Genomic DNA, 26,778 nt, shown 5'->3' with positions numbered 1-26,778 from the left:
CACTAGGCAGCCTGAAGTCTTGGGGGGCTTCTTGACGAAGTCTTGAGTCGCCGATCAATCAGTAGATGCGTCGAGACTGATCAGATCAAAATCTTTCAGCTGAGGTGTCACGCTCTGCAGGTCAACTTCTATGGTGTCCATTACCGCCAGGTTGTGGCACAGGTTCTCAGCGCGGGATTCCAGCTGTAACGCGCGCGCTTCCACGATTTCTTCTGCAGCGTCGGCTGCCGCTTCCGCATCGCGCTCGATACTGGCACCACCGGTAAATACCGCTTTCAGCGCGTGCCAGGCGATATTGCCCGCGGATTCCATAGCAATTTTTTCAATCCGTGGTTCCAGTTCGCGCTCCACGGTTTCTTCGATGGTGCTGCCGATATCATTACTCCAGTTTTCGCCCAGGGCATACACTCCATCTTGGGCCGTGACGCGTTCGCGAGTTGCCTTGCGCAGCTCATCAGCTACCGCCCGGAATTCCACTGTATCCTTGTGGTCGGCACCGGCCAGGGCGGTGAGCGCGATTCCCACTCCCTCCATGACGATATCTACCGCATCCACGGTGATCTGGGTAAGGTCCTGGCCGGACTGATACAGGCCGGCGTGGTATACCTCCATCTGTCGCTGCTGGGCGGCATTCAAGGGGAGTGCGGTATTATCAATCATTACTTCGGCCGGTCGTTTCTGGTCGAAGCGCAGGCGCTGTGGTGTATCTTCGCGGCTGACTTCGAAAAAGTCAGGCCCTACACGGGTGTTGTGGTTGAGCTCTACCGAACAATCACTCTCGCCTATACCCAGATCCACGTCCCCCGCGGTAGAGAGGGCAGGGATTGCCAGTGAGAGGGAAGTCAGAAGTATCAAAGTGTTCTTCATAGATAAATCTTCGTATCTGAAGCCATTCGTTGTTGCTGTTCTAACTGGGACTACATGATCACTCCGTTCAGATGCACCCGGTTCAAAAAAATTTGAAACATGTTCTATGCCCCGATTGTGCCCAAAGGGTAAATAGCTGGCACGCATATTGCTGAATCAGCCATATAAGAGGTTGCAGTATTCACTGCACCAGAAAGCACCCACGATATTGATGTACCTATCTGCTTCGCACCAGTTTGCGCGGCACGGGCAGCTTTTGCCTCATAAAAATAATGGTTATGGCATTAGTAAAAGCAAAAGGTGGCACATGAAGCGTAAAACTCTCAGTTATGCGGTATTGGCAATGATTACCGGTGGGGCATTAGCGCCGGTTCAACCCGCGATGGCGGAAGAGGAAATCGAAGAGGTGGCGGTAACCGGGGTCAGGGGAAAACCCCGCTCAGTTTCTGACTCGCCGGTGCCGGTAGATGTATTCGGCAGTGAGGCTCTGGAGTCGGTTTCTTATACAGATACCAACGATGTGATGAAAACGCTGGTACCTTCTTACAATGTTAACCGTCAGCCCATCAGTGATGGCGGCACCTTTGTCCGCCCGGCACAATTGCGGGGCATGCCCACCGATAAAACCCTGGTTCTGGTCAACTCCAAGCGTCGTCATCGCGCCGCGCTGGTGCAGATTGGTGGTTCCGGTACCCAGGGGCCGGACATTGCGACCATTCCGAGTTCCGCACTGAAGTCGGTAGAGGTGCTGCGCGATGGTGCGGCAGCGCAATATGGTTCGGACGCCATTGCCGGCGTGATCAACTTTATCCTGAAGGATAATGCGGAAGGCGGATCGGTCAGTGTACGCGCCGGTGAGTACACCGAAGGCGATGGCTTCCAGACGACTGCCACTGGCAACGTAGGCATGCCCATCGGTAACGACGGTTTCTTCAGTATCTCCGGCGAGGTATCCCAGTCAGACTTCACCTCCCGCTCTGAACAATATTGCGAAAGCTGGTTCTGCATTGACGAGCAGAGTCCAGAATTTATTGCCGCAGCAGAAAATGCATCTCTGGAAGGAGATGTAGTTCAGCCCTGGGGGCAGCCAAATACCGAAGGTTCGCGGCTATTCTTTAATGCCGGATACGATCTGGGTGGCGGCAAAGAAATCTACGCGTTCGGTAACTATTCCGAGAGTTCGGCAGATGGTGGTTTCTACTATCGTTATCCCGGGAATGGCACTATTGAAGATCTGCGAAAACAAGACGGTTCGATCTATAGCCCGCTGGAGAAATTCCCCGGCGGTTTCACCCCTCGATTCGCCGGTGAAGTTACCGATTACTCACTGGCGAGCGGGCTGAAAGGTGAAACGCTGTCCGGTGTGCTGTACGACTTCAGCGCACGCTATGGTTACAGCGATATCGACTACACCCTGAAAAATACCATCAACCCATCCATGGGGCCTGCGAGCCCGACTTCTTTCAGGCCGGGCACCCTGGCCAATGAGGAGGTGCAGTTACAGGCAGATTTCTCCAAGGCGCTGGAACTGGGTATGCACGCACCGGTGGTGGCTGCATTTGGCTTGAGCTATATGGACGAGTCCTACGAACTCACCGGTGGGGATGAAGCTTCCTACGCGGCCGGCCCCTATGCTACCCCAGACCCCTGGGGGTTCTGTGATGGCGCTGTGCCCACCGCAGCGGGGCAGACGGTGATCGATAGTGGTTCAAGCCTGAATTGCGCGGATGAAAACGACCCGGTCTATACCGTTGTAGGCGTGGGTTCCAATGGCTTCCCCGGCTACTCACCGGAATACTCCGGTAGTTATAGCCGGGACTCCTACGCGATCTACGGTGACCTGAGTACTGACGTGACCGATAGGCTGTTTGTGCAGGGAGCAATGCGTTTTGAAGACTACTCCGATTTTGATTCCGAGCTAGTAGGCAAGCTCGCAATGCAATACGACCTGACGGAAAACATCGGCCTGCGTTCATCCGTCGGTACCGGTTTCCGTGCGCCAACACCGGGCCAGCAGGGGACCACAAACGTTTCCACACGTTTACCCAACGGCTTCCCGGTTGCTACCGGTCTGTTCCCGGCTACCAGTCCGGTTGCGCAGGCGCTGGGAGCGGAGGCGTTAAAGCCGGAAACCTCCATCAACTATACCTTCGGCTTTACTGCCGACTTCGATGCGCTTTCCATGACCGTGGACTTCTATCGTATCGATGTGGATGATCGCACTTACGCGATTTCCACACTGGATGTTTCTGCAGAGACGGACTCCGGTGCGGCATACGACAACTATCTGGCACTGGTGGACGCTGGAGTCGTAGGGGCGGAATCCATCGGCGGTGTGTTCTACTTCACCAACGCATTCGATACCCGCACCCAGGGTGTAGATGTGGTGGCGACCTACCCCCTGAGTTGGTCCGATACCAGCGTGACCAATCTTACGGCGTCGTTTAACTACAACAAGTCTGAGTTCGCTTCTGACCCCAGTGAATACCTGAATGAAGAGGATGAATTCGACTTCGAAAATTTCCAGCCTGAATTGCGTGGTGCAGTAACCGCATTGCACGACATCGGACCGGTATCAATCATGGCTCGAGCCAACTGGTATGGCAGCTATGAAAACTTCGAGGCCGGCGATACTCAGGAGTATGACCCTGTGATTCAGGTGGACCTGGAAGGTCGTTACCACATTACCGAGATGACAAACGTGAGTATCGGTGGCCGCAATATCTTTGATAAGTACCCGGAAATGGATCAGCTCGGAGATGAATGCTGCGGCGCCATCTATATGGCGGGTACGATTGTGGATTGGCAGGGGAGTTTCTACTACATGAGCCTGAACCACAACTTCTAAGGTTTACAATCTTACAAACCAACGGTGTGTCTTCTACCATGGTTAATCCCCGCTCTGCGGGGATTTTTTTGACCATTAGGCATTCAATAACAGACACAAAAAGGCCAGCAGAGCTGGCCATTTGGGGCGATTGTTGCGTGAATTCAGCTCATGCGATGAAGTACCTTGGGAAGGGCGGAGGTGTATTTTTCCACATCCTCCAGATGGCCCATGCTGACCCGGGACCAGTTGGTGTAGTCGCGATAGATACCGCGGATCAGCACACCTTCTTTTTCCATTTCCTGGCGGAAGGTTTCGGCATTCAGATCCCCCAGATTGACGAACATGAAGTTGGTCACCGAGGGCAGTGCACTCAGACCATTCTCCTTTACCGCTGACGCAACCATTTCGCGCGCTTCCTTTACCTTGCCACGGCAGAAATCCATAAAGCGGTGGTCTTCATAGCAGGCGATCGCGGCCGCGAGACCGGCCTGATTGAGGCCGTACCAGCCGATACCAAAACGCTGCATTTGCTCGATCTTTTCCGGTTGTGCAATCAGGTAACCGACGCGCATACCGGCAAGGCCGTAGATCTTGGAAAAGGTACGGGCCACGATAATATCGTGGCCTTCCTTGACCAGCGGGATGACGGTGTTGGCGTCGCTACTGTCAGTCAGCTCGTTGTATGCCTCGTCTGCCAGTACGGTGCACTTTTTCGATGCCTTGAGGCAGAACTCGCGCATTTTTACCGGATTGATCAGCATACCGGTTGGATTGTTGGGGTTGGTGACCTGAACCATGGATACGGAATCGTCAATGGCGCTGTACATCGCATCCAGATCGATGGCGAGCGAGTCGAGTTTGGGCAGACGTTTAATCTTGCCCAGATTCTGGATTTCCACTACACGAGAGGTTGTGTCCCAAAACAGGTCGGGGCCGAGAATATTGCCTTCGCGGCCAGCAACGATCGCCGCCGCAGTGAGCCCCGCACTGGAACCGGAACCCAGCGCCACATGATCCGGAGTAACGCCATGGCGCTCCGCAATCATCGACTTCAACCGCATCACACTGTCGTAAACGTAGTATGCCCCTTTCTGACTCGCTTCCATCATGGCTTTGAGTGCGGCGGGGCTGGGACCGTATGGGTTTTCATTGGCATTCAGCTTGGCAACGCCAGGAGGAGGCCCGTAGATGGGTTGCGGTCGTACCATTTCTTTACTGGGGGCAGCGGTAATTCGCGCCGCCGCCGTCGCCGAAAGGGCGGCCGCAGCACCCTGCATGAACATTCTGCGGCTTAATTTTTTATGCATTCTCGTAGCTCCCGATGGTAGAGGTGGATTTTTATTTTTTGGGTCAGCACTTTTAAAGAGCACTCTTTACCCGCTATGCTTTTGCAAACATGGTGATGGAAACCAGAATCAGGTAGAGGCCAAACAGGCGTTTCAGGTGAAGTTCGTCCAGGCTGTGAGCCCAGCGCGCACCGATCGGTGCAGAAATGACGGAGAATAGTGAGATAGCCAGTAGTGCGGGGATATTGATGTAGCCGACGGAGCCCATGGGCAGATCTGGTGCGCCGAGGCCCATAATCAGGAAGCCTACAGCGCCGGGCAGTCCGATCAGAAAGCCCACGCCAGATGCAGTTGCCACCGCCTGGTGCGCGGGCCGGTTACACAGCACCATGGTCATCACCGTAATGGTGCCACCGCCAATCCCCAACAGTGAAGAAAAGCCGCCGAGAAAACTGGCCAGCGACGCGCGTGCCATTCCCGTGGGCATGCTGAGTTTCCCTTTCAGGCTGTCGAAAAGGTTCGGAAACAGGAAGTAGACGGAATAAAGGAGAACGCCCGCAGCAAATACATAGATAAGACTTTTACTGTCGGTAAACGAGGCAATATACAGTCCGCCACCTACGCCCAGAACCACCCAGAGTGACCAGTCCCGCAATACCTTGAAATCCACCGCACCGCGACGATTGTGCGCGTGTACCGCCCGTGCGGAAGAGATCACGATCGATGCCAGTGAGGTGCCCACTGCAACCCGCATCAACTCACTGGATGCACTGTGCAGGAATGGAAATACCATCAGCAGTGCCGGGACCACGACAAAGCCGCCCCCGTTGCCGAAGAGGCCTGCAGTGATGCCTGCCACCAAACCGGCGAGAGACAGAAGCAGAATAAACAGAGTGATTTCTTCGACGCTCATAGGTGCCCCTTTGCACAGACTCTTAGCAAACTTTTTCTGTAAAAAGCATTAACTGTGCCAATTGCGGGCAGCGGGAGTCGAAGCAGGCGTCTCCTGGGGGTGGTTGGGATGAGTGGAGGGCTTTCAGGGGCCAAACGAACGCAAGTGACAATTCATATGAAGCCAGTCTGGAGTTACGTTCGCGGTTCAGGTAAAGAAGCGCACCACGCCAGCATAAATCTGGTGCATGCTTACAATTGAGCGGAATCGACTTTCAATCGTCTAGACACTGATAGTCTTCGACACGAATAGCCTTCTGAGTGCAAAATCACGATCAGAATCAAACTCATAACTTCGACTAAAAGGGGGCGTCAGTGATCCCGAGATTACTGTTGATTGTTCTTTTCAGCGTGGTGACCGGTGTAGCCAGTGCTGCCAATATCGACACCTTTACCGCGAAGATGGAAAAGCAGGAGGGCCTGTTTGATTTTTACTGGGATTCAGCACAGGGACGTTTGTACCTGGAAGTTGGCCAGTTTGATCGCGAGCTGCTGCTATTGACCGGACTGGCACAGGGGCTCGGCTCCAACCCTGTTGGCCTGGACCGCAACCAGGTGGGGGATACTCGGCTGATCACCTTTGAACGGGTTGGTAACAAGGTGCTGATGCATCAGGTAAATACCCGATACCGTGCACAGACAGAGAATGCGGCAGAGCGCCGCGCGGTGGAGGAAGCTTTTGCTTCATCGATTCTGTGGGGGTTCGAGGTCAAGGCGGAAGGCGCGGGCAGCGTATTGGTGGACTTTACCCCATTCCTGCTGAGCGACCAGCACGGCATTGCCCAGAGGTTGGAAGACACCAAGCAAGGTAGCTACGCCATCGATAAAAGCAAGTCGGCAATATACCTGCCTCGCACCAAGGCCTTTCCCAAAAACAGCGAATTTGAAGCGCAACTGACATTTTCCGGAAGCAAGCCCGGTGAGCATGTCAAAGAAGTTGTGCCCACACCGAAACTGATCACGCTGCGCCAGCATATTTCTCTGGTCGCATTGCCCGAGGACGGTTATCAACCGCGACGCTTCCACAGCCGCTCGGGTTACTTCCCGCTGACTTACCGGGATTACGCTGCGCCCATCGATATGCCAATGGATCAGCGCTTGATCTACCGCCACCGGTTACAGAAGAAGCCGGACAGTGACGAGGTTGTGGAGCCCATTGTTTACTATGTGGACTCCGGTGTGCCGGAGCCGGTACGCAGTGCGTTGATTGAAGGGGCAAGCTGGTGGAACCAGGCGTTTGAGGCGGCCGGTTTCAAAGACGCCTTTCAGGTGAAGTTGTTGCCGGAAGACGTGGACCCGCTGGATGTGCGCTACAACGTGATCAACTGGGTACACCGTTCCACCCGCGGTTGGTCCTACGGCTATTCTATTTCGGACCCGCGCACTGGCGAGATTTTAAAAGGCAATGTCACCCTAGGCTCTCTGCGGGTACGTCAGGATTTTCTGATCGCGCAAGGATTGTTACAGCCTTACGGCGAGCAAGATGCGGATACCGAGGATCTCAAGGCCATGGCTCTGGCGCGGATTCGCCAGCTCTCCGCTCATGAGGTGGGGCATACCCTGGGGCTCGCGCACAATTTTATTGCCAGCACAGAAAACCGCGCTTCGGTCATGGATTACCCGGCACCACTGGTCACATTGACTGACGGCAAGGCATCCATTCAAACCGCTTACACGACGGGTATCGGTGCCTGGGACGAAATCGCAATCCGCTATGGATACGGCATCACAGAGGATGGAAGCCGGTACCTGGCCAGTATTATTGAAGAGGCGGAGCACCGGGGATTGCGATTTATCTCCGACCCGGACTCTCGCGCGATCAATAATGCCCACAGCGAATCTCACCTGTGGGATAACGGCGCCAGACCACTGGAAGAGTTTGAGCGTATGGTGGCAATGCGCCGTCATGCACTGGAGAACTTCAGTGCCGCGGCAAACCGCCCGGATGTCCCGCGATCGTCACTGGATGAAACCCTGGTACCAGTCTATTACGGTCACCGTTACCAGGTGGAAGCTGTAGGCAAACTGATCGGGGGGCTGGATTACGATTATCAGTATAATAACGCGGATGCGAATAGCTTCCGCATGGTGTCCGTGGAAAAGCAACAACAGGCCATAGACGCACTGGTGACAACCCTTGAGCCAGAATTCCTCACCCTGCCGGAAGATGTGTTGAACCTTTTACCACCTAAATCATACGGTTACGCCCGCACCAGGGAGAGTGCTCCGGCTTATACCGGTGTCGCATTTGACGGGGTCGCGCTGGCCGAGGCTGCTGCGGGCCATACTTTTTCCATTCTGCTCGATCCGGCGCGTGCGGCGCGGTTACAGCAGCAGCATGCAAGGCGGGGAGATGGGCCCAGCTTTGGCGCTATGCTGTCCCGGTTGACGGAGCATGCCATATCCAGTGCTCGGTATGAGAATCTGGAGGCGGCGATTCACCAGCGCGTCAACCACGTGTATATCCATCAGCTGATGTTGCTCGCGAGCAATAAGAAGGCCCCGTCATCGGCACGTGGGCAGGCGAGTCTGGAACTGGCAAAAATCCAGCACGCTATTGGCCGCATGAAACTGTTTGGGGGAGATCCACAAGGCTATAACGCGCATTACTTTTATGAGGCACAACGTATAGCGCAATTTATGGCGGGAAATCTGGAAGTGAGCCCTGCAGATATCAAATCGATGCCGCCGGGTTCTCCCATTTAGTGACTTAAATTGAATACACCGGACTTAGTGCATTGGGTGTAGTGTTTTGATCCCTATTCGAACCCTTTAGTAAAAGGCCGGCCCGCAGCGCCGGCCTTTGGCGATAAACCCGGTACAATTAACCGCGAATAAACTGGGATTTCCGGACCCAGTGTTTGCCGCGATAGGTTCTTGTTGGAGCGGAAGTGGTTTTCGCCCAGAAGAAGTCCCGATTGAACTGGAACTCCACTTCGTAGCCCTCTGCCAGTGCGGCGAGCGGCATTGCCTGCCAGCTGGACTGCCGACGTTTGCTGGTGGCCTCCAGCAGATACTCTGTGTCGTTCACTACTGCGATCACCCACGCATGCCCCTCGCCCTTGTAGGTGCCCAGGGCGACTCGTGCATCGACACCGAGGTTGATCAACCAGTCTGCGAGTAGAATGGCATGATCCTCACAGTCGCCACGTTTCTGGTAGTAAGCCTGGCGGGAGGTCTGCCAGATGTCTGCTAGCCCGGAATACTGTAGATGGTCGTACTGGTATTCCTTGCGCGTGGCGAGAGTGTACAGGGGCACCCACAGGGCGTCGGTCTCGAAGGGTTGAAAGCCCACCAGATAGCTGTTGGCAAAGTGATGCAGACTGTCGAGACCGCGGGCAGAAGCGGTGGCTGTTTTAACACCCTGCCAGTCCCAGATCGAAATGTAGCTGCTGCGCTCCTCTGGCTGGGCGCCCACCGCCCGCTGCACCATGGATTCCGTCAGGGGTGAGCTGGTGCCGGAGATCACTACCGTTCCGCTTTGATTGTCCTCACGCCCCGCATCCTCGCTACTTTCGGCGGTGCGCATCTGCCGTTGAATCAGCAGCACCTCTTCTGGTGGTTGGCTTTGCTGCAGGATTTCCGGTAGTGAAATCAGCAGCAGGCTGAATAGCAGAAGTCCAAGTAACAGGCGCATCGTGTTCCTAGCCCTTGAGCCCGAAAGAAATAATCAGGGCAACAAAAACCAGAATAGTGGAGGCAAAGATGGACACCGCGATATTGCCTTTTTTCAACTCCTGCTCGATATCGACATGCTTCAGTAGTTTCTTGTCGATAATCAGCAATGCCACCATTGCAACGAAGATGGCGAGAACGGTATAGAGCAAGTTGATGCCCAGATTGAACAGGGTTGCAGTGAGAAATTCCGTTTGCACTTCAGGGGTCCAGTGTTGTTGAAAGACAGTCAATTAGATCATATTCCGAGCGATATTTCCCATTCGCTTGCGGCTGTCGGAGAGAGCCCTTAAGGTTCGCTCCTGATTCAAGCGAGAAGGGAAATCCGATGCTGTCTAAGTTGTCAAAGCTGTTCATTGTATCCGGTCTGATTCTGGGCCTGGTGGCCTGTGGCGATCGGGTGGAAGTGCCCCCGGCCCACGTGGGCAAAATCCTCACCAAGAATGGCTACAAGCCCAATACGGTACCACCGTCCAAATTCCGATTGGATCCGTGTATTTTCTATTGCGATAAACTGGTTACGCTCGCCACCGCGGACTTCGGTCATATGGAGAAATTCAAGCTGTTCATGCCCAAGGATCAGCTCAATATGAGCTTTGATATCCGCATGACCGGCTCCGTCAACGAAACCTACATCGATAATATTTTTGATCGGGTACCGCCGAGCCAGGACAATATCTCTGTGAACCAGGTGTACAGCACCTATGCACAGCCGGTGATCCGGGATGTGGTGCGCCGGGTGATCGCCAAGTACTCCATTAACGAAATCGCTTCCAGCCGTGAAATGTTGAGCCAGGAACTTTTTTCAGCAGTCACGACCTCCCTGGACGGAACCCCGATCAAGATCAAGCGTCTGGGCATTGCCGACGTACAGTTTCCCAAGGTCATCACCGAGGCCAAGGAGCGCGCCGCCGAGCGCCGCGAACTGATCGAACAGGAAAAGGCCCAGTTCGAGATCCAGAAAATCCAGATGGAGCGGGATCTTGAGCGGGAAAAAATGAACCGCGCGGTTGCCCGTGAAAAAGCCATGGGGCAGAAAGAAGTGAATGATCTATTGGCCAAATCAGTAACGGATAAGTATCTCGCCTACCGCACACTGGAAGTACTCGATCGTATGGCGGAATCCGAGAACAAGGTGTTTGTGCCGGTGGAAGCGCTGGGCACCATCGGGCTGCAGCAGGCAGTATTTACCGATCAGGTCAAACAGGTCGCACGCAAGCGCTGAGGGGAATCGATGGAATTCAATGCGCAGATTGCCAACTGGCTGATGACCGCCCTCGGCGGTCTCTCCAGTTGGATCGTGATAGCCGCCTGCGTGCTGCTGGCACTGAATATCTTCCTGCGGGTACGCTTCCTGCGCAGCCACGGGCAGGGGATGCACTGGCTGCTGGACCGTACCCTGGTCATCCGTTTTCTGTGTCTGCTGTTCTTTATCTGGGTGCTGATTGGCTTTAACAGTAATGGTCCCAGGCTGGTGCTGCAGCCGGATTACAGTGCGGAAGAAGAAGCGAGAGCGCGCGCGCTCCGCCACAAAGGCGAGCTGGATAACCTTGCGCCCGTACGCGAAAGCGCTGAAGAAACCAGCAAGAAGCTGGAACAGTTACGCGAGGCGCAAAAATCTGAAAGCACTGACGGTTAAGTCAGCGTCTAGCAGGCTGCTGAAAAACCAGTCAGGGCGGATTGCACCTGACTGGTCCTCCGCCGCGTTTTCACTTCTCCCCTTCAGACTGGTAAAACCGTGACATCTCTTGCAAAACTTCCTGGATAACATTGCCGGGAATGTGTCTGTTTTTCTCCGGCTCCAGAGTCCGGGTATCCAGGAGTTCCACGGTGCCGGAGGCGTGTTTCACCAGGTGGTATTCCGGCATCAACAGCGCGTAGTCCATATAACTGTGAGACATGTTCCAGCCCAGGCGCCCTTTATTGAACAACCCGTAGTCCGAGGAGAACGCTTTCGGTGATGTGGCCTCGCACCCCAGTGCATTGCGCACCAGCGCGGGAGCTACATCAAAATGCTGTGTGCGGTGATGGTAGGTGTGTGGCTGTTTGCCGGGCCAGTGGATTACCAGGGGCACATGTAACTGGTAGTCGCCGAAGTTACTGCCATGGCCCCAATAGTTTTTGCGATGTTCATTGAATTCTTCGCCATGATCTGAAGTCACCACCACGATGGTGTTTTCCAGCAGGTCGCGCTTTCGCAAATCATCAATCACCTGGCGGAGTTGATTGTCCACGTAGTGCCCTGCAGTGCGGTAGGCATTGAGAAAGGGTGTCGGATCAAAGTCGTTATCGAGTTCGAACCGGTTGACGTCCCAGTAGGGCTCAAACTTCGGGTAATCCTCCGGTACCTCATATCCGTGCGTGGTGTCGTAGAACAGGAAACCGAAGAAGGGGTTTTCTGCTTTTTGCTGCGCACGCTGTTCCATGTAATCGAGCCAGTCCCGGGTGATCCTGGCATCGCGCTGCCAGGGCTTTTTACCGGGGGTTTCCAGGCGCAGATTGTCGATGGAGGAAAATATATTGCGATCGAATGCGGGGCTGACCAGAGTCGCCGACGCCAGCACCTTGGTGTCATAACCCAGCGCTTGCATGCGCTCGATCATCACCGGCGGCTGACCGGCGGTACTGAACGCATCCCAGTAACTGGCAGGGATGCCGTAAAAGAGAGTGAAGAGACCAGGCTTTGTCGCATTGCCATTACTGAAATGCTGCGTAAAAACCTGAGAGGAAGAGCGCAGGTCCCACAGCGTGGGCATGGTCTGTTGCTCCAGAAGGTCCCAGCGCACCGAGTCCATTACGACTATCAAAAGGTTCATGGGGGGCTCGGGGGGCGAACACTGCATGGGTGCGGCAGGGTAGTTCAGCCGTCCGCGGCGGGCGCCTTCCAGCTTGACGCTGCCCTGGTTTCCCCGCGCTCGCTGCGGATCCACCAAGCCCCACTTTTTCATCAGACGCTTGCCGGTAGCGGCATGGTACAGAGGCAGATGACGCGTGACAGAAGTGATACGGGTATCGTAATTGGCATCCGCCCAGGCGTGCCAGCCGTGCGCACAGAGTTGGCTGGCAAACATACCGGCAAAGGCGAGCCGGGCCCAGCGCGCACGGGGGCGATAATGTTTCAGCAGTGCCGCTAACCCGACCTCCAGTAACAGTATGATCAGCCCGGCACCAATAGCGACTGCCTGCGTGGTGGGGGACAGGGTAAATGCCTGTCCACCCGCACCCAGTGCCAGCTCGAGCACAAAACTGGAGAGGTGAAAGCGGTACAGGGAATAGACCACGGTATCTACGGCGAGGATACTGATTCCCGCTGTCGCGACAGTAACGGCCAGCACCCGGGTCAGTGGAAACGGCAGCAACAGTGATAACAGCAGTAGCGGCAGCCCTGCCAGCCAGGCGATGATAGTGAACTGTCCGGGATACAGTACGCTGACGTAAGTGGCAGTGACGATATCGGCGATGTCGATCCACTGTATATAAAGCAGTCCCAGCAGCAGCGCAAACAGTCCGTTGGCAAAAGTGAACCAGATAACCCAATTGAAGGCATCGCGTCTGCTGGCAACTGTTGATCTGGGCATGTCGTTACTCCTTGCCGGTCTGTGCTGTCTGTCTACTGGTGTGTCCGTGTGCCTGTCGGGTCCTTTTATCGTGTTGGTTATGGTGGCGATGGGCGCACTAAAGTGGTGCGGATGATATCAGAGAATTCTGACTTGAGAGGGGCTGGCAGTGCTGAAAATCGGGTTTGTGTGACCAGTTGTTCAGTATGCGCGCCGGATACAATCGATTCCGGGACCGATGGCCCGTTGCCAGGCTTGTGAAACGGAGTCATCAAATTCCGGGTCGTGCTGGCGCAGGGTGGTCAGCAGTGCCGATAGCCAAAGGTCGTACCATTCGGGGCGAATGTTGTAGCCACTGCGGGAGTGGCTTTCTCCCAGGGCTTTCAGCTTGGTGTCCGACATGCCGCGGGCATGTAGCACCAGTTGCATGATGCCATTGCGCAGTAGGTGTCGCTGGGCTGACATATCCGTATTGCGAAACAGCGCGCGAATTTCCTCCGAGCTCCCCATAAAGTGATCGTAGAAGTCGATGAAAAACTGTTCACTATTGCAGCAACGGCCATAGCTCTGGAATACGACATCGCTGTCGACACGGTTCATTTTGCTCTCCCTGAATGCGGTTTTTCATTCAAAATTGTTCTTATCCTGCCCGTGGATAGACGCATGGCTGCGAATGCTAGCGTTCTTGGGAAGTTATAAATTGATTTAAATCAATTTTGGGGTCATAGGGCTAAATCGGGGAGCAAAAGGAGTAAATCATGGGTGGAGCCACAGTCGGGCGGCGGTGTTATTTATGGGCTATTTGCATTGGGAACCGGACATCGGGGGCATAGACTACCTTGCACATCGAGAAGAGGAGATATCCCATGCGTTACTTGATTCCTGTAGTTTTGTTTTGTACGTTCGCCGGTTTTGCTCAAGCACAGCAACCAACGGATCAGCTGCCTGCGGGTAGTTCCGAAATCCAGGTTCTTGGTAAAACCTACTGGAAAAGCGGCGATAACTTTTATCGCTTCAATGAAAATACTGGCATGTTCTATCAGGTTCCTCAGCCCACTGTGCAGGCCCATCGTGATCAGTCCGCGCACATGTATCAGCGTAACCAGACACTGCCTGCGACAGGTCTGACTGGTGACCAGATCGAAGGTTGTCGTAATGCGGCAGCGGACAAATCCAATGCTGTGCCCAACCGTGGTAGCGAGGTGTACATTAACGAGTACAACCGCTGTGTGACCGATCTGCAGTAGTACCTGTACTTCGGTAAGAGAAAAGGTTTGCCGGCTCTGCCGGCAAACCTTTTTTTGTTCGGGGCTCAGTCATTGCTCCGGTGTTGGCGATTCGCCTTGCAGCGCCCGTAGAAGGTCGTCTGCCCGAATTGGCAACGTCCGCATCCGCACACCCACCGCCGCAAAGATCGCATTCCCAATCGCCGGTCCGACCACGGTAGTGGCGGGCTCGCCAAGCCCCACGGGAGTCTCGGTGCTCTCGACAAACTCCATTTCGATTTCCGGCACATCGCGCATACGCAGCGGGGTGTAGGTATTGAGGTTGGTATCCACCACTTGGCCATTTTCAAAGCGGGTGCCCTCGTGCAGGGCGAGGCTTATGCCCCAGAGAGCGGCGCCTTCCACCTGGGCACGGGCGCCGTCCGGGTGGACGACGGTACCGGCGTCGGTGACCAGAGTGATTTTTTCTACGGTGGGGCGGCCGGTTGTGCGGTCGACGCGTACGCGGGCCACACAGGCGGTCCAGGTGGGCATATTGCGTTCCTGGCCGTAGGTGGTAGCGACGCCCAGGCCGGTGTCTGCGGGCATTTCGCTGCTCCAGTCGGAGATTTCCCGCACGCGGCGCAGTACGTTGGCCTGGCGGGAGGCGCCGCCGACGGCGTTGGGGGCGGAGCCGGCGTTCTTGCCTTCGGCTTTGAGCTTTTCCAGCCGGAACTCTATGGGGTCCTGGCCCACTTTGTGGGCGGCTTCGTCCATAAAGGATTCCAGTGCCCAGTTGACCCAGCCGGAGCCCACGGAACGCAGCCAGCCGGGGCGGAAGGTCTCGTTGGCGAGGTCGTTGGAGATGGCGCGCAGGCGGTTGCCGCCAACGGTATACCAGTGCAGGGCGCCCTGGATGGCGAAGGGGTCGTACTTGCCACCGGAGATACCCTCGGCAAGGAAGTCGGGCACCATCACCTGGGTGGGCCAGCCGGCGGTGGCGTGGTGTTCCATACCGGTGACGTTGTTGTCGCCGTCGAAGGCCATGCGCATGCGCTGTACGGAGGGGGAGCGCAGGGAGTCGAAGCGGATATCGTCTTCGCGGGTGAGCACGAGTTTTACCGGTCTGCCCAGGGCTTTGGCAGCGAGGGCGGCGGGTACGGCGTAGTCGCCGTTGAGCCGGCGTCCGAAGCCGCCGCCGAGCATATAGGTTTTCATCACCACTTTTTCCTGGGGTACACCCAGGGCCTTGGCCAGGGTTGGCAGTATCAGGGACTGCCACTGGTTGCCGGTGTGGATTTCCCAGATGCCATCCTTTTCCCGGGCCAGGGCGTTGACCGGTTCCATCTGGAAGTGCAGGGCGCTGTGGGTGATGTATTCGGCATCCAGTGCGGAATCCGCTTCGGCGAAGGCTTTTTCCACATCGCCGTCGTTTACCACCACTACGCCGGCGTCGCGGCTTTCGATCAGTTCGCGTCCGCGCTCGAGGATCGCCGCTTCATCGATATCGGCGGTTTCGCCCGGCGCCCAGTCCACTTTGATTTTCTGTGCGGCCATGTTGGCGGCGTGGAAGCTGTCGGCAATGGCGACGGCCCAGCCCGGCACTGTTTCGGAGGGGTCTTCGAGAATGAGGGTTTTCTGGTAGCCGGGAATTTCCCGGGCGGCACTGTCGTCAAGTTTTTTTACACTGGCACCGTAGCGGGTGGGGGGAACCAGAGGGCGGCCATAGACCATGCCTTCCACTTTTGCGTCCAGTCCGTAGAGGGCCTTCCCATCGGTTTTGTCGGGAATATCCAGGGCCTGGGCGGGACCGCCGATCAGGCGCCGCTGGGAGGCGGGCTTGATCGGCATTTTCTTCAGCTCGTCTTCGCTGAAGCTGCGGCTGATGTTGCCGCTGCGCACCAGCTCTGCGTAGCTGATGGACTGGTCGCCGGCGATCACGCGGCCGCTACGGGCCCGGCACTGGTCCGGGGATACGCCCATTTGACGGGCGCCTTCCTCAATCAGGGCGATGCGGCCGGCGGCGCCCGCCTGGCTCAGGGGCAGATAGCTCTGCCACACGGACCAGCTGCCGCCGGTCACCATCATGCCCCATTTGGGATCGCTGTCGACGTAGTTGAGGGTGACCTGTTCCCAGTCCGCTTCCAGTTCGTCGGCGACGATACGGGCGAGGGCGGTACCGATATGCTGGCCCATTTCCGCCTTGGCGATATTCACCACGACTTGTCCGTCTTTCTGTACCTGATACCAGATGGTGGGCTCGAAGGCGCCTTCTGCAAGAATCTGGCTGGCGGACTCGATCGGGTCCGCCAGGCTGAGAGGGGAGCGGGCAAAGGCGAAAGTGAGGCCGGCACCGGCCATGCCGATAATAAATCCTCGCCGGCTCAGGTCGGGGGCATTGCTGTCCAGGGAGTTGTTGTCCAGGGAGTTGCTGTCCGCGGAAGCGTTCGGGGGAAACTTAAGCATGGTCGGCTCCCGGGTTTTCTTCTCTGGCGTCCGCGCGCATACGGCCCGCGGCGAGTTTGATCGCTTCGCGGATGCGGATATAGGCCATGCAACGGCACAGGTTGCCGCTCATCACATGGTCTATCTGTTCATCGGTGGGATTGGGGAAGTCTTTCAGCATTGCCGCTGCCTGCATGATCTGGCCGGGCTGGCAGTAGCCGCACTGGGGTGTCTGCGTCTCTACCCAGGCCTGCACCAGCGGGTGTTCGCCATTCTGTGACAGGCCTTCGATGGTGGTGACCTCGGTGCCGGCGATGCTGCTTAGCGGGGTAATGCAGGCGCGCACGGCGCGGCCGTTGACGTGTACTGTACAGGCGCCACAGAGGCCGATGCCGCAACCGTATTTGGTGCCGGTAAAGCCGATATCGTCGCGAATTACCCACAGTAGCGGCGTCTCCCCGGGCACATCCACTTCCGCCTGCTGGCCGTTGATCCGGAAACTGGTGCTCATTGCTTCTCTCCCTTATCTGCCGCGACGGTGCCTAGCTGCTGGCGCAATTCTTTCAGGCGTTTTTCCAGGTCTTCCCAGGGGGGCAGGTCCGCGCGCTTGCGCAGAAATCGCGAAAGCTCGGCCACATCCCGGTCGCTCAGCCTGGCAAAGTCCGGCATCACGATACCCGGCGTTCCTTCATCGGCGGGAATACCCCGCAGCAGCACCCGCAGCAGATTGGTGGGATCAGCAGCGGTGACCGCGCTGTTGAGGCTCAGCTCGGCGCGCAGACCGAGGGGGTTGTCCGCTGCGTTGTAGTGGCAGGCAGCGCAGGCAGCGATGTAGATGTTCTCGCCCTGGCTGCGGTCTGCGTCGGTGCGTTTGTGTGCCGCATCAATGACCTGTGCAGCCTGTGTTGCGGCCTGTCGTGTGCTGTTTGGGGTTTGGTCCTGGCCGCCGAGGGAGGCCACGTAAACCGCCAGTGCGCGGATATCGCCGTCCGGCGCTCGCTCGAGTCCCTGATGCACCACTTCCCCCATGGAGCCCACGGATACCCCCTGGTAGGCGGATTGCCCGTTGCGCAGATAGTCGTAGAGGGTGTCGCTACTCCAGTGCACGGGGAGTGGTTGATCTGCATTCAGTGCCGGCGCATACCAGTTGTCCACCAGGGCGCCGGCGTAGGCTTCGTCTTTCTTCTCGGCACCGAATGCGTTGCGCGGTGAATGGCAGGCGGTGCAGTGGCCGGCGCCCTCCGCCAGATAGGCGCCGCGGTTCCAGTCGTCGCTCTGTTGCGGGTCGGCCTGCATCGGCTTTTTATCGAAAAACAACAGCTGCCAGCCCCATTGCAGGAAACGCAGGTTGAAGGGGAAGTGCATTTTGTTTTCCGGTGGGGTGTAGGCCACCGGCTCCCGCGTCATCAGGTAGGCGTAGAGCGCACCCAGGTCTTCATCGGTGAGGTTTTTGAAATGGGTGTAAGGGAATGCAGGGTAGAGGTAGGCGCCGTCTCGGGCGATGCCCGCGCGCATGGAGCGCACAAAGGCTTCGAGCGACCAGTTGCCGATGCCATCCTGGGGGTGAGGAGTGATATTGGTGGAGTAGAGGCTGCCGAATCCCGTGGGGAAATCCCGCCCCCCGGCGTAGGGTTTGTCATCGGTGGTGGTATGGCAAGTGGCGCAGTTGCCGATACCCGCGAGAATCCGGCCGCGTTCGATCACGGCGTCGTCAAAAGAGGAGGGCGGTGGCGTCTCCACCGGGTCGATCGACGGCTTGCGAATAACAAAGAACAGCGCGATAAGGATGATCACCAGCACCGCCAGTGCGGCAGTCAGGGTTCTGCCCATATCGAAACCTCTCACAGTAGGCGATCACCGGGCCCGTGCTTGTTCCGTGATGGACCCGGTGCGCCGGGAATCCGGCGATAAGTCTCTTTATAGCACTCAGCCGGCTTCGCCTTGGGTTATGGGAGGATTTGGCGGGGATCGCTTTATATTCCACTCGTAGTGTGTATCAGCCGAAGCAAGGTCTCGGCAGCAACAGCGGAGGCCCGTCGGGCAGCAATGCCTGTTCCAGCCAGACCGGCGGCGGCCTGATGCGCCCCTGATACAGGTGATGAAAAGAGAACCCCGCATTTGCGGGGCCTTTGGGGGGGATGGGGCGTGGCAAACCCTGCGGTTACAAGTTCAGCACCAGTAAATCCGGTGCGGTGATATTGAAGTCCAGCGCCATGGCGATACTGAGTGTGGTAATGGTAAAGATCGAGAAGGCAAATACCTGCCGCGCCCAGCCAGTAATATCAATGTCACGCCGGTAACCCCGCAGCGCCATCGCCAGCCACCACAGGCTGGTGGTGCAGGCCACCGCCATAAAGGCGGCGCCGGTGTAACCGCTCAGGGGCAGCAGTACCGTCACCAGGCTGAACACTGCGATATACAGCACGATATGCAGTTTGGCCTTGGCCACGCCCTGGGCCACCGGCAGTACCGGAATGCCGGCGGCCTCGTAGTCCCGGTAGCGGAAAATCCCGATCGCATAGGAGTGGGGCATCTGCCACAGACAGAACATCACCAGCAGGATCATGGCACCGGCGTCGCATTGCCCGGTAACCGCACAGTAGCCAACTACCGGGGGCACCGCTCCAGACAGGGCACCTACCAAAGTACCGTAGACGGATTTGCGTTTCATATACAGGCTGTAGATGCCCACATACACCACGAACCCCAGTGCCGCGAAGGCGACGCTGACCGCGTTGGTGTAAATGGCGAGCAATGCAAAGCCGGCCGCGCCCAGCAACAGGCCGAACAGCAGCGCCGCGCGCGCCGACAATGCACCGGTGACCGTGACCCGGTTACGGGTGCGTTGCATGCACGCGTCGATATCCCGGTCGATACAGTTGTTGATGGCGCAGCCGGAGGCGACCACCAGTGACAGGCCGATCGCCGTAGCGGCAAACAGAGCCCAGTCAATATCGCCGCGGGCCGCGAGGAAAAAGCCTCCTGCGACCGAGATCAGGTTGCCAGCGATGATGCCGGGTTTGGTGACCGCATAATAATGGGCCAGGTAATGCAAAGGATGTTTGATCACGACCGTTACCAATCTTTGTGCATCAATGCATCATCATCGCGTTGGCGCTGTAGAGGATCCACACCGACAGCCCCACCACCATGACAATAATCAACGCGGTAAACAGGAAGGTGAACGTATTGGCTCGCCCCTCGCTGGAAAAATTGAGATGCAGGAAGTACTTCAGGTGAACCACCACCTGCACGATGGCCATCAGTACCACCAGCCAGATGGTCGTTACCTTGTCGAATTGCCCGGTCATTACTGCCCAGAATGGAATCGCGGTCAGAATGACCGACAGCACAAACCCCATCAGGTAGGATTTCACACTGCCGTGATCGGCCTCATGAGATTGTCCGGAATGGATGTCAGATTGTGCGTTCATCACAGTACTCCCAGCAGGTAGACAACGGTAAAGACACACACCCAGACAATGTCCAGGAAGTGCCAGAACAGGCTCAGGCAGGACAGGCGGGTCACGGTCTGCTGGCCGAGGCCGCGTTTGGCCACTTCTACCATCATCACCGCCATCCAGATCAGGCCTGCGGTGACATGGAGGCCGTGCATGCCCACCAGGGCGAAGAACGACGAAAGGAAGGCGCTGCGGGAGGGGCCATTGCCCTCGGCGATCAGGTGGTGGAATTCATTCACCTCCATGCCGATAAACACTGCGCCGAGGGCGAAGGTTACCAACAGCCAGGCGAGGGTGCCCGCCTTGTGCTGACGGTGCGCAGCGATCATGGCAAAACCATAAGTGATGCTGCTGAACAGCAGCGCTGCGGTTTCGATGGCCACGTAATCCAGCTCGAAAATATCGCGTCCGGAGACACCGCCAGCAGTGTTCATGAATAGCACGGCGTAAGTGGCAAACACCGAGGCGAACAGCAGACAGTCGGTCATCAGGTAAATCCAGAAGCCGAATAGGGTGTTTTCGCTGGTGTCGTGGTGGTGATCGTCGTGATCCTGCCCATGGGCGCTATCGCCCAGATAGGTTGCTTCTGTCATGGCATTCATGCAGTCACCTCTTCAACATCATTCGCCTTGTGCTTGCGTTGCACAGCCTTTGCCCGTGTGGACTTTCTGGAAGCGGATTGTGGATTGACCTGTTGCAGGTGCCGGGATTCGATACGCTCAATCTCATCCGGCTGCACGTAGTAATCCACATTTTTTGCGTATGCCCGCTGTAGCAGGAACACCACAGCGGCCACCAGACTGGCGATGGCCAGCCAGGTGATATGCCACACCGCGGCAAAACCGAAAGCCGTGGTGGCACCGGCAATAAGCACGCCGGCGGCAGTGTTGCTGGGCATATGGATGGGGGTGTAACTGGCCGGGCGCTGATAGGCGGTGCCTTTCTCTTTCATATCGGTAAATGCATCGATGTCGTGCACCGCGGGCAATTCTGCAAAGTTGTAAAACTGCGGCGGGGATGCGGTGGACCATTCCAGGGTGTGGCCGTTCCAGGGGTCACCGGTCACATCGCGGTTTTTCTCGCGCTCGCGGAATGCGAGATACAACTGCACAAACTGCAGGATGATGCCTACCATGATCACGATTGCACCGGCACAGGCGATATACAGCCAGATGTTCCAGTCGGGGTTGTCGGTGTGATTCAGGCGGCGGGTCATACCCAGGAAGCCGAGCACATACAGTGGCATGAAAGCCATATAGAAACCGACCTGCCAGCACCAGAAAGATGCCTTGCCGATGCGCTCGTTCAGGTGGAAGCCCATGGCCTTGGAAAACCAGAATGCAAAGCCGGCCAGATAACCGAACACCGCGCCGCCGATAATGGTGTTGTGGAAGTGGGCAATCAGGAACAGGCTGTTATGCAGTACATAGTCCGCTCCCGGTACCGCCAGTAATACGCCAGTCATCCCGCCAATGGTGAAGGTCACCATAAAGCCCAGGGTCCACAGTACCGGCACCGTCATACGCAGGCGGCCGCGATACATGGTGAACAGCCAGTTGAACAGTTTCACCCCGGTGGGCACCGCAATGATCATGGTCATAATGCCGAAGAAGGCGTTGACGTTGGCACTGGAGCCCATGGTGAAGAAATGGTGCAGCCAGACGATAAAGCCGAGAATGGAAATCGCCCCGCTGGCCCAGACCATGGACTTGTAGCCGAACAGACGCTTGCCGGTAAAAGTGGAAATCACTTCAGAGAAAATACCGAACGCCGGCAGGATCAGGATGTATACCTCCGGGTGTCCCCACGCCCAGAACAGGTTGATATACATCATGGCGTTGCCGCCGGCAGCATTGGTAAAGAAGTGGAAATCCATATACCGGTCCAGGGTCAGCAGGCCCAGTACGGCGGTGAGGATCGGGAACGAGGCCACAATCAGGATGTTCGCCCAGGTGCAGGTCCAGGTGAAAATCGGCATATCCATCAGCTTCATGCCCGGGGCGCGCATTTTGAAGACCGTCACCAGGAAGTTCACCCCGGTGAGCAGGGTACCGATGCCCGATATCTGTAGTGCCCAGATGTAGTAATCCACTCCCACGCCGGGACTGAATGACAGCTCTGATAATGGCGGATAGGCCAGCCAGCCGGTTTTGGCAAACTCGCCCAGGCCGAGGGAGAGGTTGATCAGGATGGCGCCGCCGGCAGAGAGCCAGAAGCTCAGGTTGTTCATAAACGGAAACGCCACATCGCGCGCGCCGATCTGCAACGGCAGCACGATGTTCATCAGCCCGATCATAAAAGGCATGGCCATGAACATGATCATGATCACCCCGTGGGCGGTAAAGATCTGATCGTAATGTTCCGGCGGCAGATAACCGGCGGCGCCATTGGTGGCGATCGCCAGTTGTGTGCGCATCATGATCGCGTCGGAAAATCCGCGCACCAGCATGATCAGGGCCAGCAGGATATACATAACCCCGAGACGCTTGTGATCGACGGATGTTATCCAGTCGAACCACAGCGTGCCCCATTGTTTATGGCGGGTGATGGCGACCGCGATCAGAGCGCCGACGATCCCCACTACTGCGAGGGTGCCCATGATGATGGGCTCGTGATACGGAATCGCGTCGAGCGATAGATTGCCGAGCAGGTTCATGATTGATCCTCTGCCTCCCCGTGATGTTTGGCTGTAGAACCGTGTTTCGTACCCTTATGCGCCGCGGTATCGCTGGGCGCCTGGTTCCAGGTGTTGTAGTTCTGCATATATTTGTGAATGATCTGATGGAAGAGCCCGTCGCTGACCGCACCGAAATGCTCGATCGGATGGTCTTCGCTGGGTTTGGCCAGTGCGGCATAGCGCTTGCTGTCCAGGGTCGGATTGCCGCTTTTCAGCTTTGTCACCCAGTCTTCAAACCCGGCATCGCTCATGGCGATGGCGTCGAAGTGCATGTCAGAAAATCCGGCACCGCTGTAGTTCGCAGAGAATCCTTCAAACGTGCCCGGCTCGTTGGCGATCAGGTGCAGCTTGGTTTCCATGCCGGCCATGGAATAGATCTGACTGCCCAGCTGCGGAATGAAAAACGAGTTCATGGTGGATTCGGAAGTAATCTTGAACTGCACCGGCACATCGGTGGGAATCACCAGTTCATTCACTGATGCCACCCCCTGTTCCGGGTAGATGAACAGCCACTTCCAGTTCAGTGAAACCACTTCTACGGTCAGTGGATCGCGTTCGTGTTCCAGTGGCTGATAGGGGTCCAGCGCGTGGGTGGAGCGCCAGGTGATTGCACCCAGAATCACCACGATCACCACCGGGATCAGCCACACCGTGGTTTCGATTTTTCCGGAGTGGGCCCATTTGGGCGCATAGATTTCGTGCTCTCGGCCTTCGCGATATTTCCACGCGAAGTAGAGCGTCATGGCGATCACTGGAATTACCACCAGCAACATCAGCACAGTGGCAATGATGATCAGGGACTTTTCATCGACGCCCACCTGTCCTTTGGGGTCGAGCACACCGCCTTCACAGCCGGCCAATGCAAGCACGGCAGCGGACAGCGCAGCGGTTTTCAGGCTACGAATAAACACGAGGACAGATCCTCTCAATACGGGGGTTACAACACCTGCCTGAAGGCAGAGGAAAGTGCACCGACAGAATGCGGTGACAACAGTGGGCCAGCGAATTATCGAAATAATTCGCAAGATCGGCTTACCGATGCCAGGAAAATGTCAGTGCAGGTGGCCCGAACAGGCCAAAAAGATTACGCGTGAAAGGGCGGCGCCCGGGAACCATGGGCGGAGTATGGTACAGAGCACAGTGTCGGCGTCTGCGGCTGCAGAGTGCGGAGAAAACGGCGGAATGCTATTCGCAGGCTTCTTACAAAGCTGAGTAACAGCAAATAATGCCGTACCAGTATAAAACTGCAGAGTAGTACCGCAGTAATCCCCAGATCGACAATTGATTGCGCTGAGGTGCTGGACTCAAGCGCCGGTATCCATTCGCCAGCGTCGATTACCAGGCCGTAATGCAGTAACAGACTGAACAGTACTGCGAAGCATCCGCTGATAGCCAGAAACGACAACATGCCAGCGACCCGCTGGTCCAATTGGACTGCAGGTTTTCGATTCTGATGTGTCGAATGGCTGATCGCTTTCAAAAAATCATCCAGCGGAAATTACGTTGCAGGCGGCCTGCGCACGGGATTGGAAAAAACCATCTTGTTCCCATAACCCCTTGGGTGAGGGACATCGGCCGGCGAAGCCTATCAGACATTGGTTGGTCGCACAAAAGAAAATTGTGCAGGTTTCGAACAGTTGAGATGGTCTGTTTCGGAAGTTTTCCCATCAATGGTGAAAGGATGACAGGGTTTTTCCTTGGTCAATTAAAGCGGAAAACCGTGCTCAAAAAAGAAGCCGGGCACGGCGCTATATTCCGCGGGACTCGAGCGGGGTTGAAAACTGTTGCGAGGGGGTAATTGTTAACTGTAAAGAAGGAATCTCCGCGAGAGGAGAGCTGCGCAAAAAAGGGGCCCCAGGCCCCTAAAGCGATTGAGAGAGGAAAGTGTTGCTCGTTACTGGCATTTTTTCCCTTTGCAGGGCTTGTCACTGCCACCATCGGAACCGCCACCACAACCGTTGGTGGTTAGGTAGTCCACCGCTGACTGCGCCTGCACCAGGCCGTAGCCATAAGCGTTATCGCGCCCGGCCGCTCCCAGGTCTTCGGCGGTAGTGTTCAGTGCATTGCGGATATCTGCCGCAGAGCAGCTGGGGAAGTGGCTCCAGACCAGCGCCGCTACACCTACTACGTGTGGCGTGGCCATGGATGTGCCATCGTAGAAGTCGTAATCACTGGCCTCGAGTGTCAGTGCGGCGTTGCTGCCGAGCTGGTCCAGTAGTGCTGCGCCATCGGTGTCAGAAATACCGGCGGAGGGGATGCCAGTGACAGTTTCTCCCATAGTGCCGTAGAGCATGCCCGGCTCATTGTTATAGATCACCGCGCCGACACCGCCGCCGGCCTCACAGGCCTGCACCTTTTCTGCGAAGCTGATATTGCCGCGAGAGATCAGGCAGACTTTATCAGCGGCATCGGTACAGACGGATTCACCCAGGCCACAATCCGTCAGCGCGCCACTGACACTGCCTTGGGGGCTGCCGTCCATACCTGCGGCATCAATGCCGCTAGCGGCCACGGTGAGGGTAGTGGAGAGGCCGTATCCGACCGGTACCGAAGAAAGTACGCCCACACCGGGGCCCGCCAGTTCGACCTGATCGGTCTGTTGTGAAAAACCGGCAACGACCTTGTTGCTGTCGATCGCGGCCACGGAAACAACGGCATCGTATGACGCGGGGTAGGAGTGGCGGGTATTGCCATCATTGCCTGCGGCGGCGATGGAAAGGATGTTCTGATTGGTATAGAGATCCGCAAAGGCGCGGTCCTCGGTGCGGGATTTGAGCGTTCCCCCCAGGCTCATATTAATCACGTTGGCGCCGTTGCTGGCACATTCGTCTGCGGCAGCCACGAGGTCGGAGGAGTAGGCCCAGCCATCTGCACCGAACACTTTGACGATGTGCAGGTTGATGGCGCTGCCGGGCATCACTCCGACCACGCCGGTGCCGTTGCCAATCGCAGCAATGGTGCCTGCCACATGGGTTCCGTGACCGTTTTCATCGCTGTACCAGTTGCCGGTGCCGGAATCGAAGCTGCCGGTCACACTGTTGCCGGACAGGTCTTCGTGGGATATATCGTAACCGGAATCGATGATACAGACGGTCTGGTTGCCGGCCATGGCGTCGCTGACAAGATCGGCCTGTACCATGGGAATACCGTAGGGGGTGGATTCCGCCATAGGGTAGCGCTTAACGTCTTCTTCTACGTATTCCACATTGGGGTTGTTGCGCAGTGCGTTCAGAGCCCGGGCCGGCAAGTGTGCAGCCATGGCGTTGCGCTTTTCCAGCGCCAGCGCTGAGCGGCCGCCATTTTTACTCATCAGGGATTTTACTGCGGGGCCCTTACCCTCCTTGAACTTCACGATGTAGCGATCATTCGGCGCGGCGGAAGCCTGGGCAGAGATGGTCAGCGCCAGTGCACTGGCGAGAAGAGTGGGAATAGATTTGCTCATGTTTTTATGCTCCTGGTTATTCTTGTTGTATTGGGGACAGCGATGTCCCGAGCCTGACGCAAACAGCAGGTAAGTAGCAGGAGGGCAAAAAAGTACCTAAGTCCCACTAAAGTTTCTCCATCACTCTTTGTAAGTGAAATGCGCAACTTTTTTGCGGATGTGTGCCTTCCACTGCTATAGGCGTATAGGGCACGAACAAATTTAGCAGCAAAAATGACGTCTCCCAGCGCCAGATCACTGACCTGTGCCGGCGTCAGCAAAATGTGATTATGAAGTTGAAATTCGCGACTTTTGGATGGAGGGTTTTGTCGCGTCGACCGTTACAGCTGTCCGTGCCTTAAGGTTGATGTGGAATTTCCGTTTGTGGGGGCGTCTTGGCCCG

The 26,778-nt window shown here is 56.6% G+C and carries 21 protein-coding genes; 5 read left to right on the top strand and 16 right to left on the bottom strand.

What is annotated here, in order from left to right; translation table 11 throughout:
* Positions 1 to 54 precede the first annotated feature (54 nt).
* Positions 55 to 867, bottom strand: coding sequence for a DUF2884 family protein (locus LPW13_RS14150; RefSeq protein ID WP_230436343.1), 813 nt, complete (start codon positions 865 to 867; stop codon positions 55 to 57).
* A gap of 307 nt (positions 868 to 1,174) precedes the next feature.
* On the opposite strand from LPW13_RS14150, the gene LPW13_RS14145 reads away from it, so the two are divergent.
* Positions 1,175 to 3,715 carry a TonB-dependent receptor plug domain-containing protein gene (locus tag LPW13_RS14145; protein WP_230436341.1) on the top strand — a complete coding sequence of 847 codons (2,541 nt, stop codon included), beginning with the start codon at positions 1,175 to 1,177 and terminating at the stop codon, positions 3,713 to 3,715.
* Positions 3,716 to 3,858: 143 nt separating this feature from the next.
* Here the strand turns inward: LPW13_RS14145 and LPW13_RS14140 are convergent, their stop codons facing one another.
* Together LPW13_RS14140 and LPW13_RS14135 are read right to left on the bottom strand one after the other, a co-directional pair.
* The gene (locus LPW13_RS14140; protein WP_230436339.1) at positions 3,859 to 5,004 is read right to left on the bottom strand and encodes a pyridoxal phosphate-dependent aminotransferase; all 1,146 of its coding nucleotides are present in this window, start codon (positions 5,002 to 5,004) and stop codon (positions 3,859 to 3,861) included.
* A gap of 73 nt (positions 5,005 to 5,077) precedes the next feature.
* Positions 5,078 to 5,896 (bottom strand): sulfite exporter TauE/SafE family protein, encoded by an 819-nt coding sequence (locus LPW13_RS14135; RefSeq protein WP_230436338.1) that lies wholly within the window; start codon positions 5,894 to 5,896, stop codon positions 5,078 to 5,080.
* A gap of 353 nt (positions 5,897 to 6,249) precedes the next feature.
* On the opposite strand from LPW13_RS14135, the gene LPW13_RS14130 reads away from it, so the two are divergent.
* Complete coding sequence (locus LPW13_RS14130; protein ID WP_230436336.1) at positions 6,250 to 8,640, top strand: zinc-dependent metalloprotease; 2,391 nt, start codon at positions 6,250 to 6,252, stop codon at positions 8,638 to 8,640.
* Positions 8,641 to 8,758: 118 nt separating this feature from the next.
* Here LPW13_RS14130 and LPW13_RS14125 read toward each other — a convergent pair whose 3' ends face one another.
* Positions 8,759 to 9,571, bottom strand: a complete 813-nt coding sequence (locus LPW13_RS14125; protein WP_230436334.1) for a transglutaminase-like domain-containing protein — start codon at positions 9,569 to 9,571, stop codon at positions 8,759 to 8,761.
* Between the two features lie 7 nt (positions 9,572 to 9,578).
* Positions 9,579 to 9,809: a DUF350 domain-containing protein gene (locus LPW13_RS14120; protein WP_230436332.1), complete on the bottom strand. Its 231-nt coding sequence runs from the start codon at positions 9,807 to 9,809 to the stop codon at positions 9,579 to 9,581.
* 128 nt (positions 9,810 to 9,937) lie between these two features.
* Here LPW13_RS14120 and LPW13_RS14115 point away from each other — a divergent pair, with 128 nt between their 5' ends.
* A complete protein-coding gene (locus LPW13_RS14115) occupies positions 9,938 to 10,834 on the top strand; it encodes an SPFH domain-containing protein (protein ID WP_230436330.1) in 897 nt (298 codons plus the stop codon).
* Between the two features lie 9 nt (positions 10,835 to 10,843).
* Positions 10,844 to 11,248 (top strand): hypothetical protein, encoded by a 405-nt coding sequence (locus LPW13_RS14110; RefSeq protein WP_230436329.1) that lies wholly within the window; start codon positions 10,844 to 10,846, stop codon positions 11,246 to 11,248.
* Positions 11,249 to 11,318: 70 nt separating this feature from the next.
* On the opposite strand, the gene LPW13_RS14105 is transcribed toward LPW13_RS14110, so the two are convergent.
* Together LPW13_RS14105 and LPW13_RS14100 are read right to left on the bottom strand one after the other, a co-directional pair.
* On the bottom strand, positions 11,319 to 13,187 hold the full coding sequence (locus LPW13_RS14105) for a DUF3413 domain-containing protein (RefSeq protein WP_230436327.1): 1,869 nt from the start codon (positions 13,185 to 13,187) through the stop codon (positions 11,319 to 11,321).
* Positions 13,188 to 13,367: 180 nt separating this feature from the next.
* Complete coding sequence (locus tag LPW13_RS14100) at positions 13,368 to 13,766, bottom strand: globin (protein WP_230436325.1); 399 nt, start codon at positions 13,764 to 13,766, stop codon at positions 13,368 to 13,370.
* A gap of 266 nt (positions 13,767 to 14,032) precedes the next feature.
* Here LPW13_RS14100 and LPW13_RS14095 point away from each other — a divergent pair, with 266 nt between their 5' ends.
* Positions 14,033 to 14,413 carry a hypothetical protein gene (locus LPW13_RS14095; RefSeq protein WP_230436324.1) on the top strand — a complete coding sequence of 127 codons (381 nt, stop codon included), beginning with the start codon at positions 14,033 to 14,035 and terminating at the stop codon, positions 14,411 to 14,413.
* 69 nt (positions 14,414 to 14,482) lie between these two features.
* Here the strand turns inward: LPW13_RS14095 and LPW13_RS14090 are convergent, their stop codons facing one another.
* The 9 genes from LPW13_RS14090 to LPW13_RS14050 form a co-directional block, all read right to left on the bottom strand.
* The gene (locus LPW13_RS14090) at positions 14,483 to 16,837 is read right to left on the bottom strand and encodes a xanthine dehydrogenase family protein molybdopterin-binding subunit (protein WP_230436322.1); all 2,355 of its coding nucleotides are present in this window, start codon (positions 16,835 to 16,837) and stop codon (positions 14,483 to 14,485) included.
* Positions 16,830 to 17,327 carry a (2Fe-2S)-binding protein gene (locus tag LPW13_RS14085; RefSeq protein WP_230436320.1) on the bottom strand — a complete coding sequence of 166 codons (498 nt, stop codon included), beginning with the start codon at positions 17,325 to 17,327 and terminating at the stop codon, positions 16,830 to 16,832. Before LPW13_RS14085 ends, LPW13_RS14090 begins: the two co-directional genes overlap by 8 nt.
* The gene (locus tag LPW13_RS14080; RefSeq protein WP_230436318.1) at positions 17,324 to 18,646 is read right to left on the bottom strand and encodes a cytochrome c; all 1,323 of its coding nucleotides are present in this window, start codon (positions 18,644 to 18,646) and stop codon (positions 17,324 to 17,326) included. Before LPW13_RS14080 ends, LPW13_RS14085 begins: the two co-directional genes overlap by 4 nt.
* Before the next feature lie 331 nt (positions 18,647 to 18,977).
* Entirely contained in the window at positions 18,978 to 19,886 is a 909-nt protein-coding gene (cyoE, locus tag LPW13_RS14075) for a heme o synthase (RefSeq protein WP_230436316.1), read from the bottom strand.
* Between the two features lie 22 nt (positions 19,887 to 19,908).
* Positions 19,909 to 20,250 carry a cytochrome o ubiquinol oxidase subunit IV gene (gene cyoD, locus LPW13_RS14070; protein WP_230436314.1) on the bottom strand — a complete coding sequence of 114 codons (342 nt, stop codon included), beginning with the start codon at positions 20,248 to 20,250 and terminating at the stop codon, positions 19,909 to 19,911.
* Positions 20,250 to 20,879 carry a cytochrome o ubiquinol oxidase subunit III gene (gene cyoC, locus LPW13_RS14065; protein WP_230436312.1) on the bottom strand — a complete coding sequence of 210 codons (630 nt, stop codon included), beginning with the start codon at positions 20,877 to 20,879 and terminating at the stop codon, positions 20,250 to 20,252. Before cyoC ends, cyoD begins: the two co-directional genes overlap by 1 nt.
* Complete coding sequence (cyoB, locus tag LPW13_RS14060) at positions 20,876 to 22,933, bottom strand: cytochrome o ubiquinol oxidase subunit I (protein ID WP_329957906.1); 2,058 nt, start codon at positions 22,931 to 22,933, stop codon at positions 20,876 to 20,878. The genes cyoC and cyoB overlap by 4 nt, the downstream gene beginning before the upstream one ends.
* Entirely contained in the window at positions 22,930 to 23,865 is a 936-nt protein-coding gene (gene cyoA / locus LPW13_RS14055) for a ubiquinol oxidase subunit II (RefSeq protein ID WP_230436311.1), read from the bottom strand. The genes cyoB and cyoA overlap by 4 nt, the downstream gene beginning before the upstream one ends.
* Positions 23,866 to 24,848: 983 nt before the next feature.
* The gene (locus LPW13_RS14050; RefSeq protein WP_230436309.1) at positions 24,849 to 26,396 is read right to left on the bottom strand and encodes a S8 family serine peptidase; all 1,548 of its coding nucleotides are present in this window, start codon (positions 26,394 to 26,396) and stop codon (positions 24,849 to 24,851) included.
* Between the last annotated feature and the right edge of the window lie 382 nt (positions 26,397 to 26,778).

The sequence above is a fragment of the Microbulbifer celer genome (genome assembly GCF_020991125.1).
Taxonomy (GTDB): Bacteria; Pseudomonadota; Gammaproteobacteria; order Pseudomonadales; family Cellvibrionaceae; genus Microbulbifer; species Microbulbifer celer.
Note: the sequence above shows the minus strand (reverse complement) of the source record. Positions and strands in the feature narration are given on the sequence as shown.

Coding starts and splice junctions, on each gene's coding strand:
- LPW13_RS14095 (WP_230436324.1), top strand. CDS start 14,033: ATGCGTTACTTGATTCCTGTAGTTTTGTTTTGTACGTTCGCCGGTTTT.
- LPW13_RS14105 (WP_230436327.1), bottom strand. CDS start 13,187: ATGCCCAGATCAACAGTTGCCAGCAGACGCGATGCCTTCAATTGGGTT.
- LPW13_RS14125 (WP_230436334.1), bottom strand. CDS start 9,571: ATGCGCCTGTTACTTGGACTTCTGCTATTCAGCCTGCTGCTGATTTCA.
- LPW13_RS14135 (WP_230436338.1), bottom strand. CDS start 5,896: ATGAGCGTCGAAGAAATCACTCTGTTTATTCTGCTTCTGTCTCTCGCC.
- cyoD (WP_230436314.1), bottom strand. CDS start 20,250: ATGAACGCACAATCTGACATCCATTCCGGACAATCTCATGAGGCCGAT.
- LPW13_RS14140 (WP_230436339.1), bottom strand. CDS start 5,004: ATGCATAAAAAATTAAGCCGCAGAATGTTCATGCAGGGTGCTGCGGCC.
- LPW13_RS14100 (WP_230436325.1), bottom strand. CDS start 13,766: ATGAACCGTGTCGACAGCGATGTCGTATTCCAGAGCTATGGCCGTTGC.
- cyoB (WP_329957906.1), bottom strand. CDS start 22,933: ATGAACCTGCTCGGCAATCTATCGCTCGACGCGATTCCGTATCACGAG.
- LPW13_RS14090 (WP_230436322.1), bottom strand. CDS start 16,837: ATGCTTAAGTTTCCCCCGAACGCTTCCGCGGACAGCAACTCCCTGGAC.
- LPW13_RS14115 (WP_230436330.1), top strand. CDS start 9,938: ATGCTGTCTAAGTTGTCAAAGCTGTTCATTGTATCCGGTCTGATTCTG.
- LPW13_RS14050 (WP_230436309.1), bottom strand. CDS start 26,396: ATGAGCAAATCTATTCCCACTCTTCTCGCCAGTGCACTGGCGCTGACC.
- LPW13_RS14110 (WP_230436329.1), top strand. CDS start 10,844: ATGGAATTCAATGCGCAGATTGCCAACTGGCTGATGACCGCCCTCGGC.
- LPW13_RS14150 (WP_230436343.1), bottom strand. CDS start 867: ATGAAGAACACTTTGATACTTCTGACTTCCCTCTCACTGGCAATCCCT.
- LPW13_RS14080 (WP_230436318.1), bottom strand. CDS start 18,646: ATGGGCAGAACCCTGACTGCCGCACTGGCGGTGCTGGTGATCATCCTT.
- LPW13_RS14145 (WP_230436341.1), top strand. CDS start 1,175: ATGAAGCGTAAAACTCTCAGTTATGCGGTATTGGCAATGATTACCGGT.
- cyoC (WP_230436312.1), bottom strand. CDS start 20,879: ATGAATGCCATGACAGAAGCAACCTATCTGGGCGATAGCGCCCATGGG.
- LPW13_RS14085 (WP_230436320.1), bottom strand. CDS start 17,327: ATGAGCACCAGTTTCCGGATCAACGGCCAGCAGGCGGAAGTGGATGTG.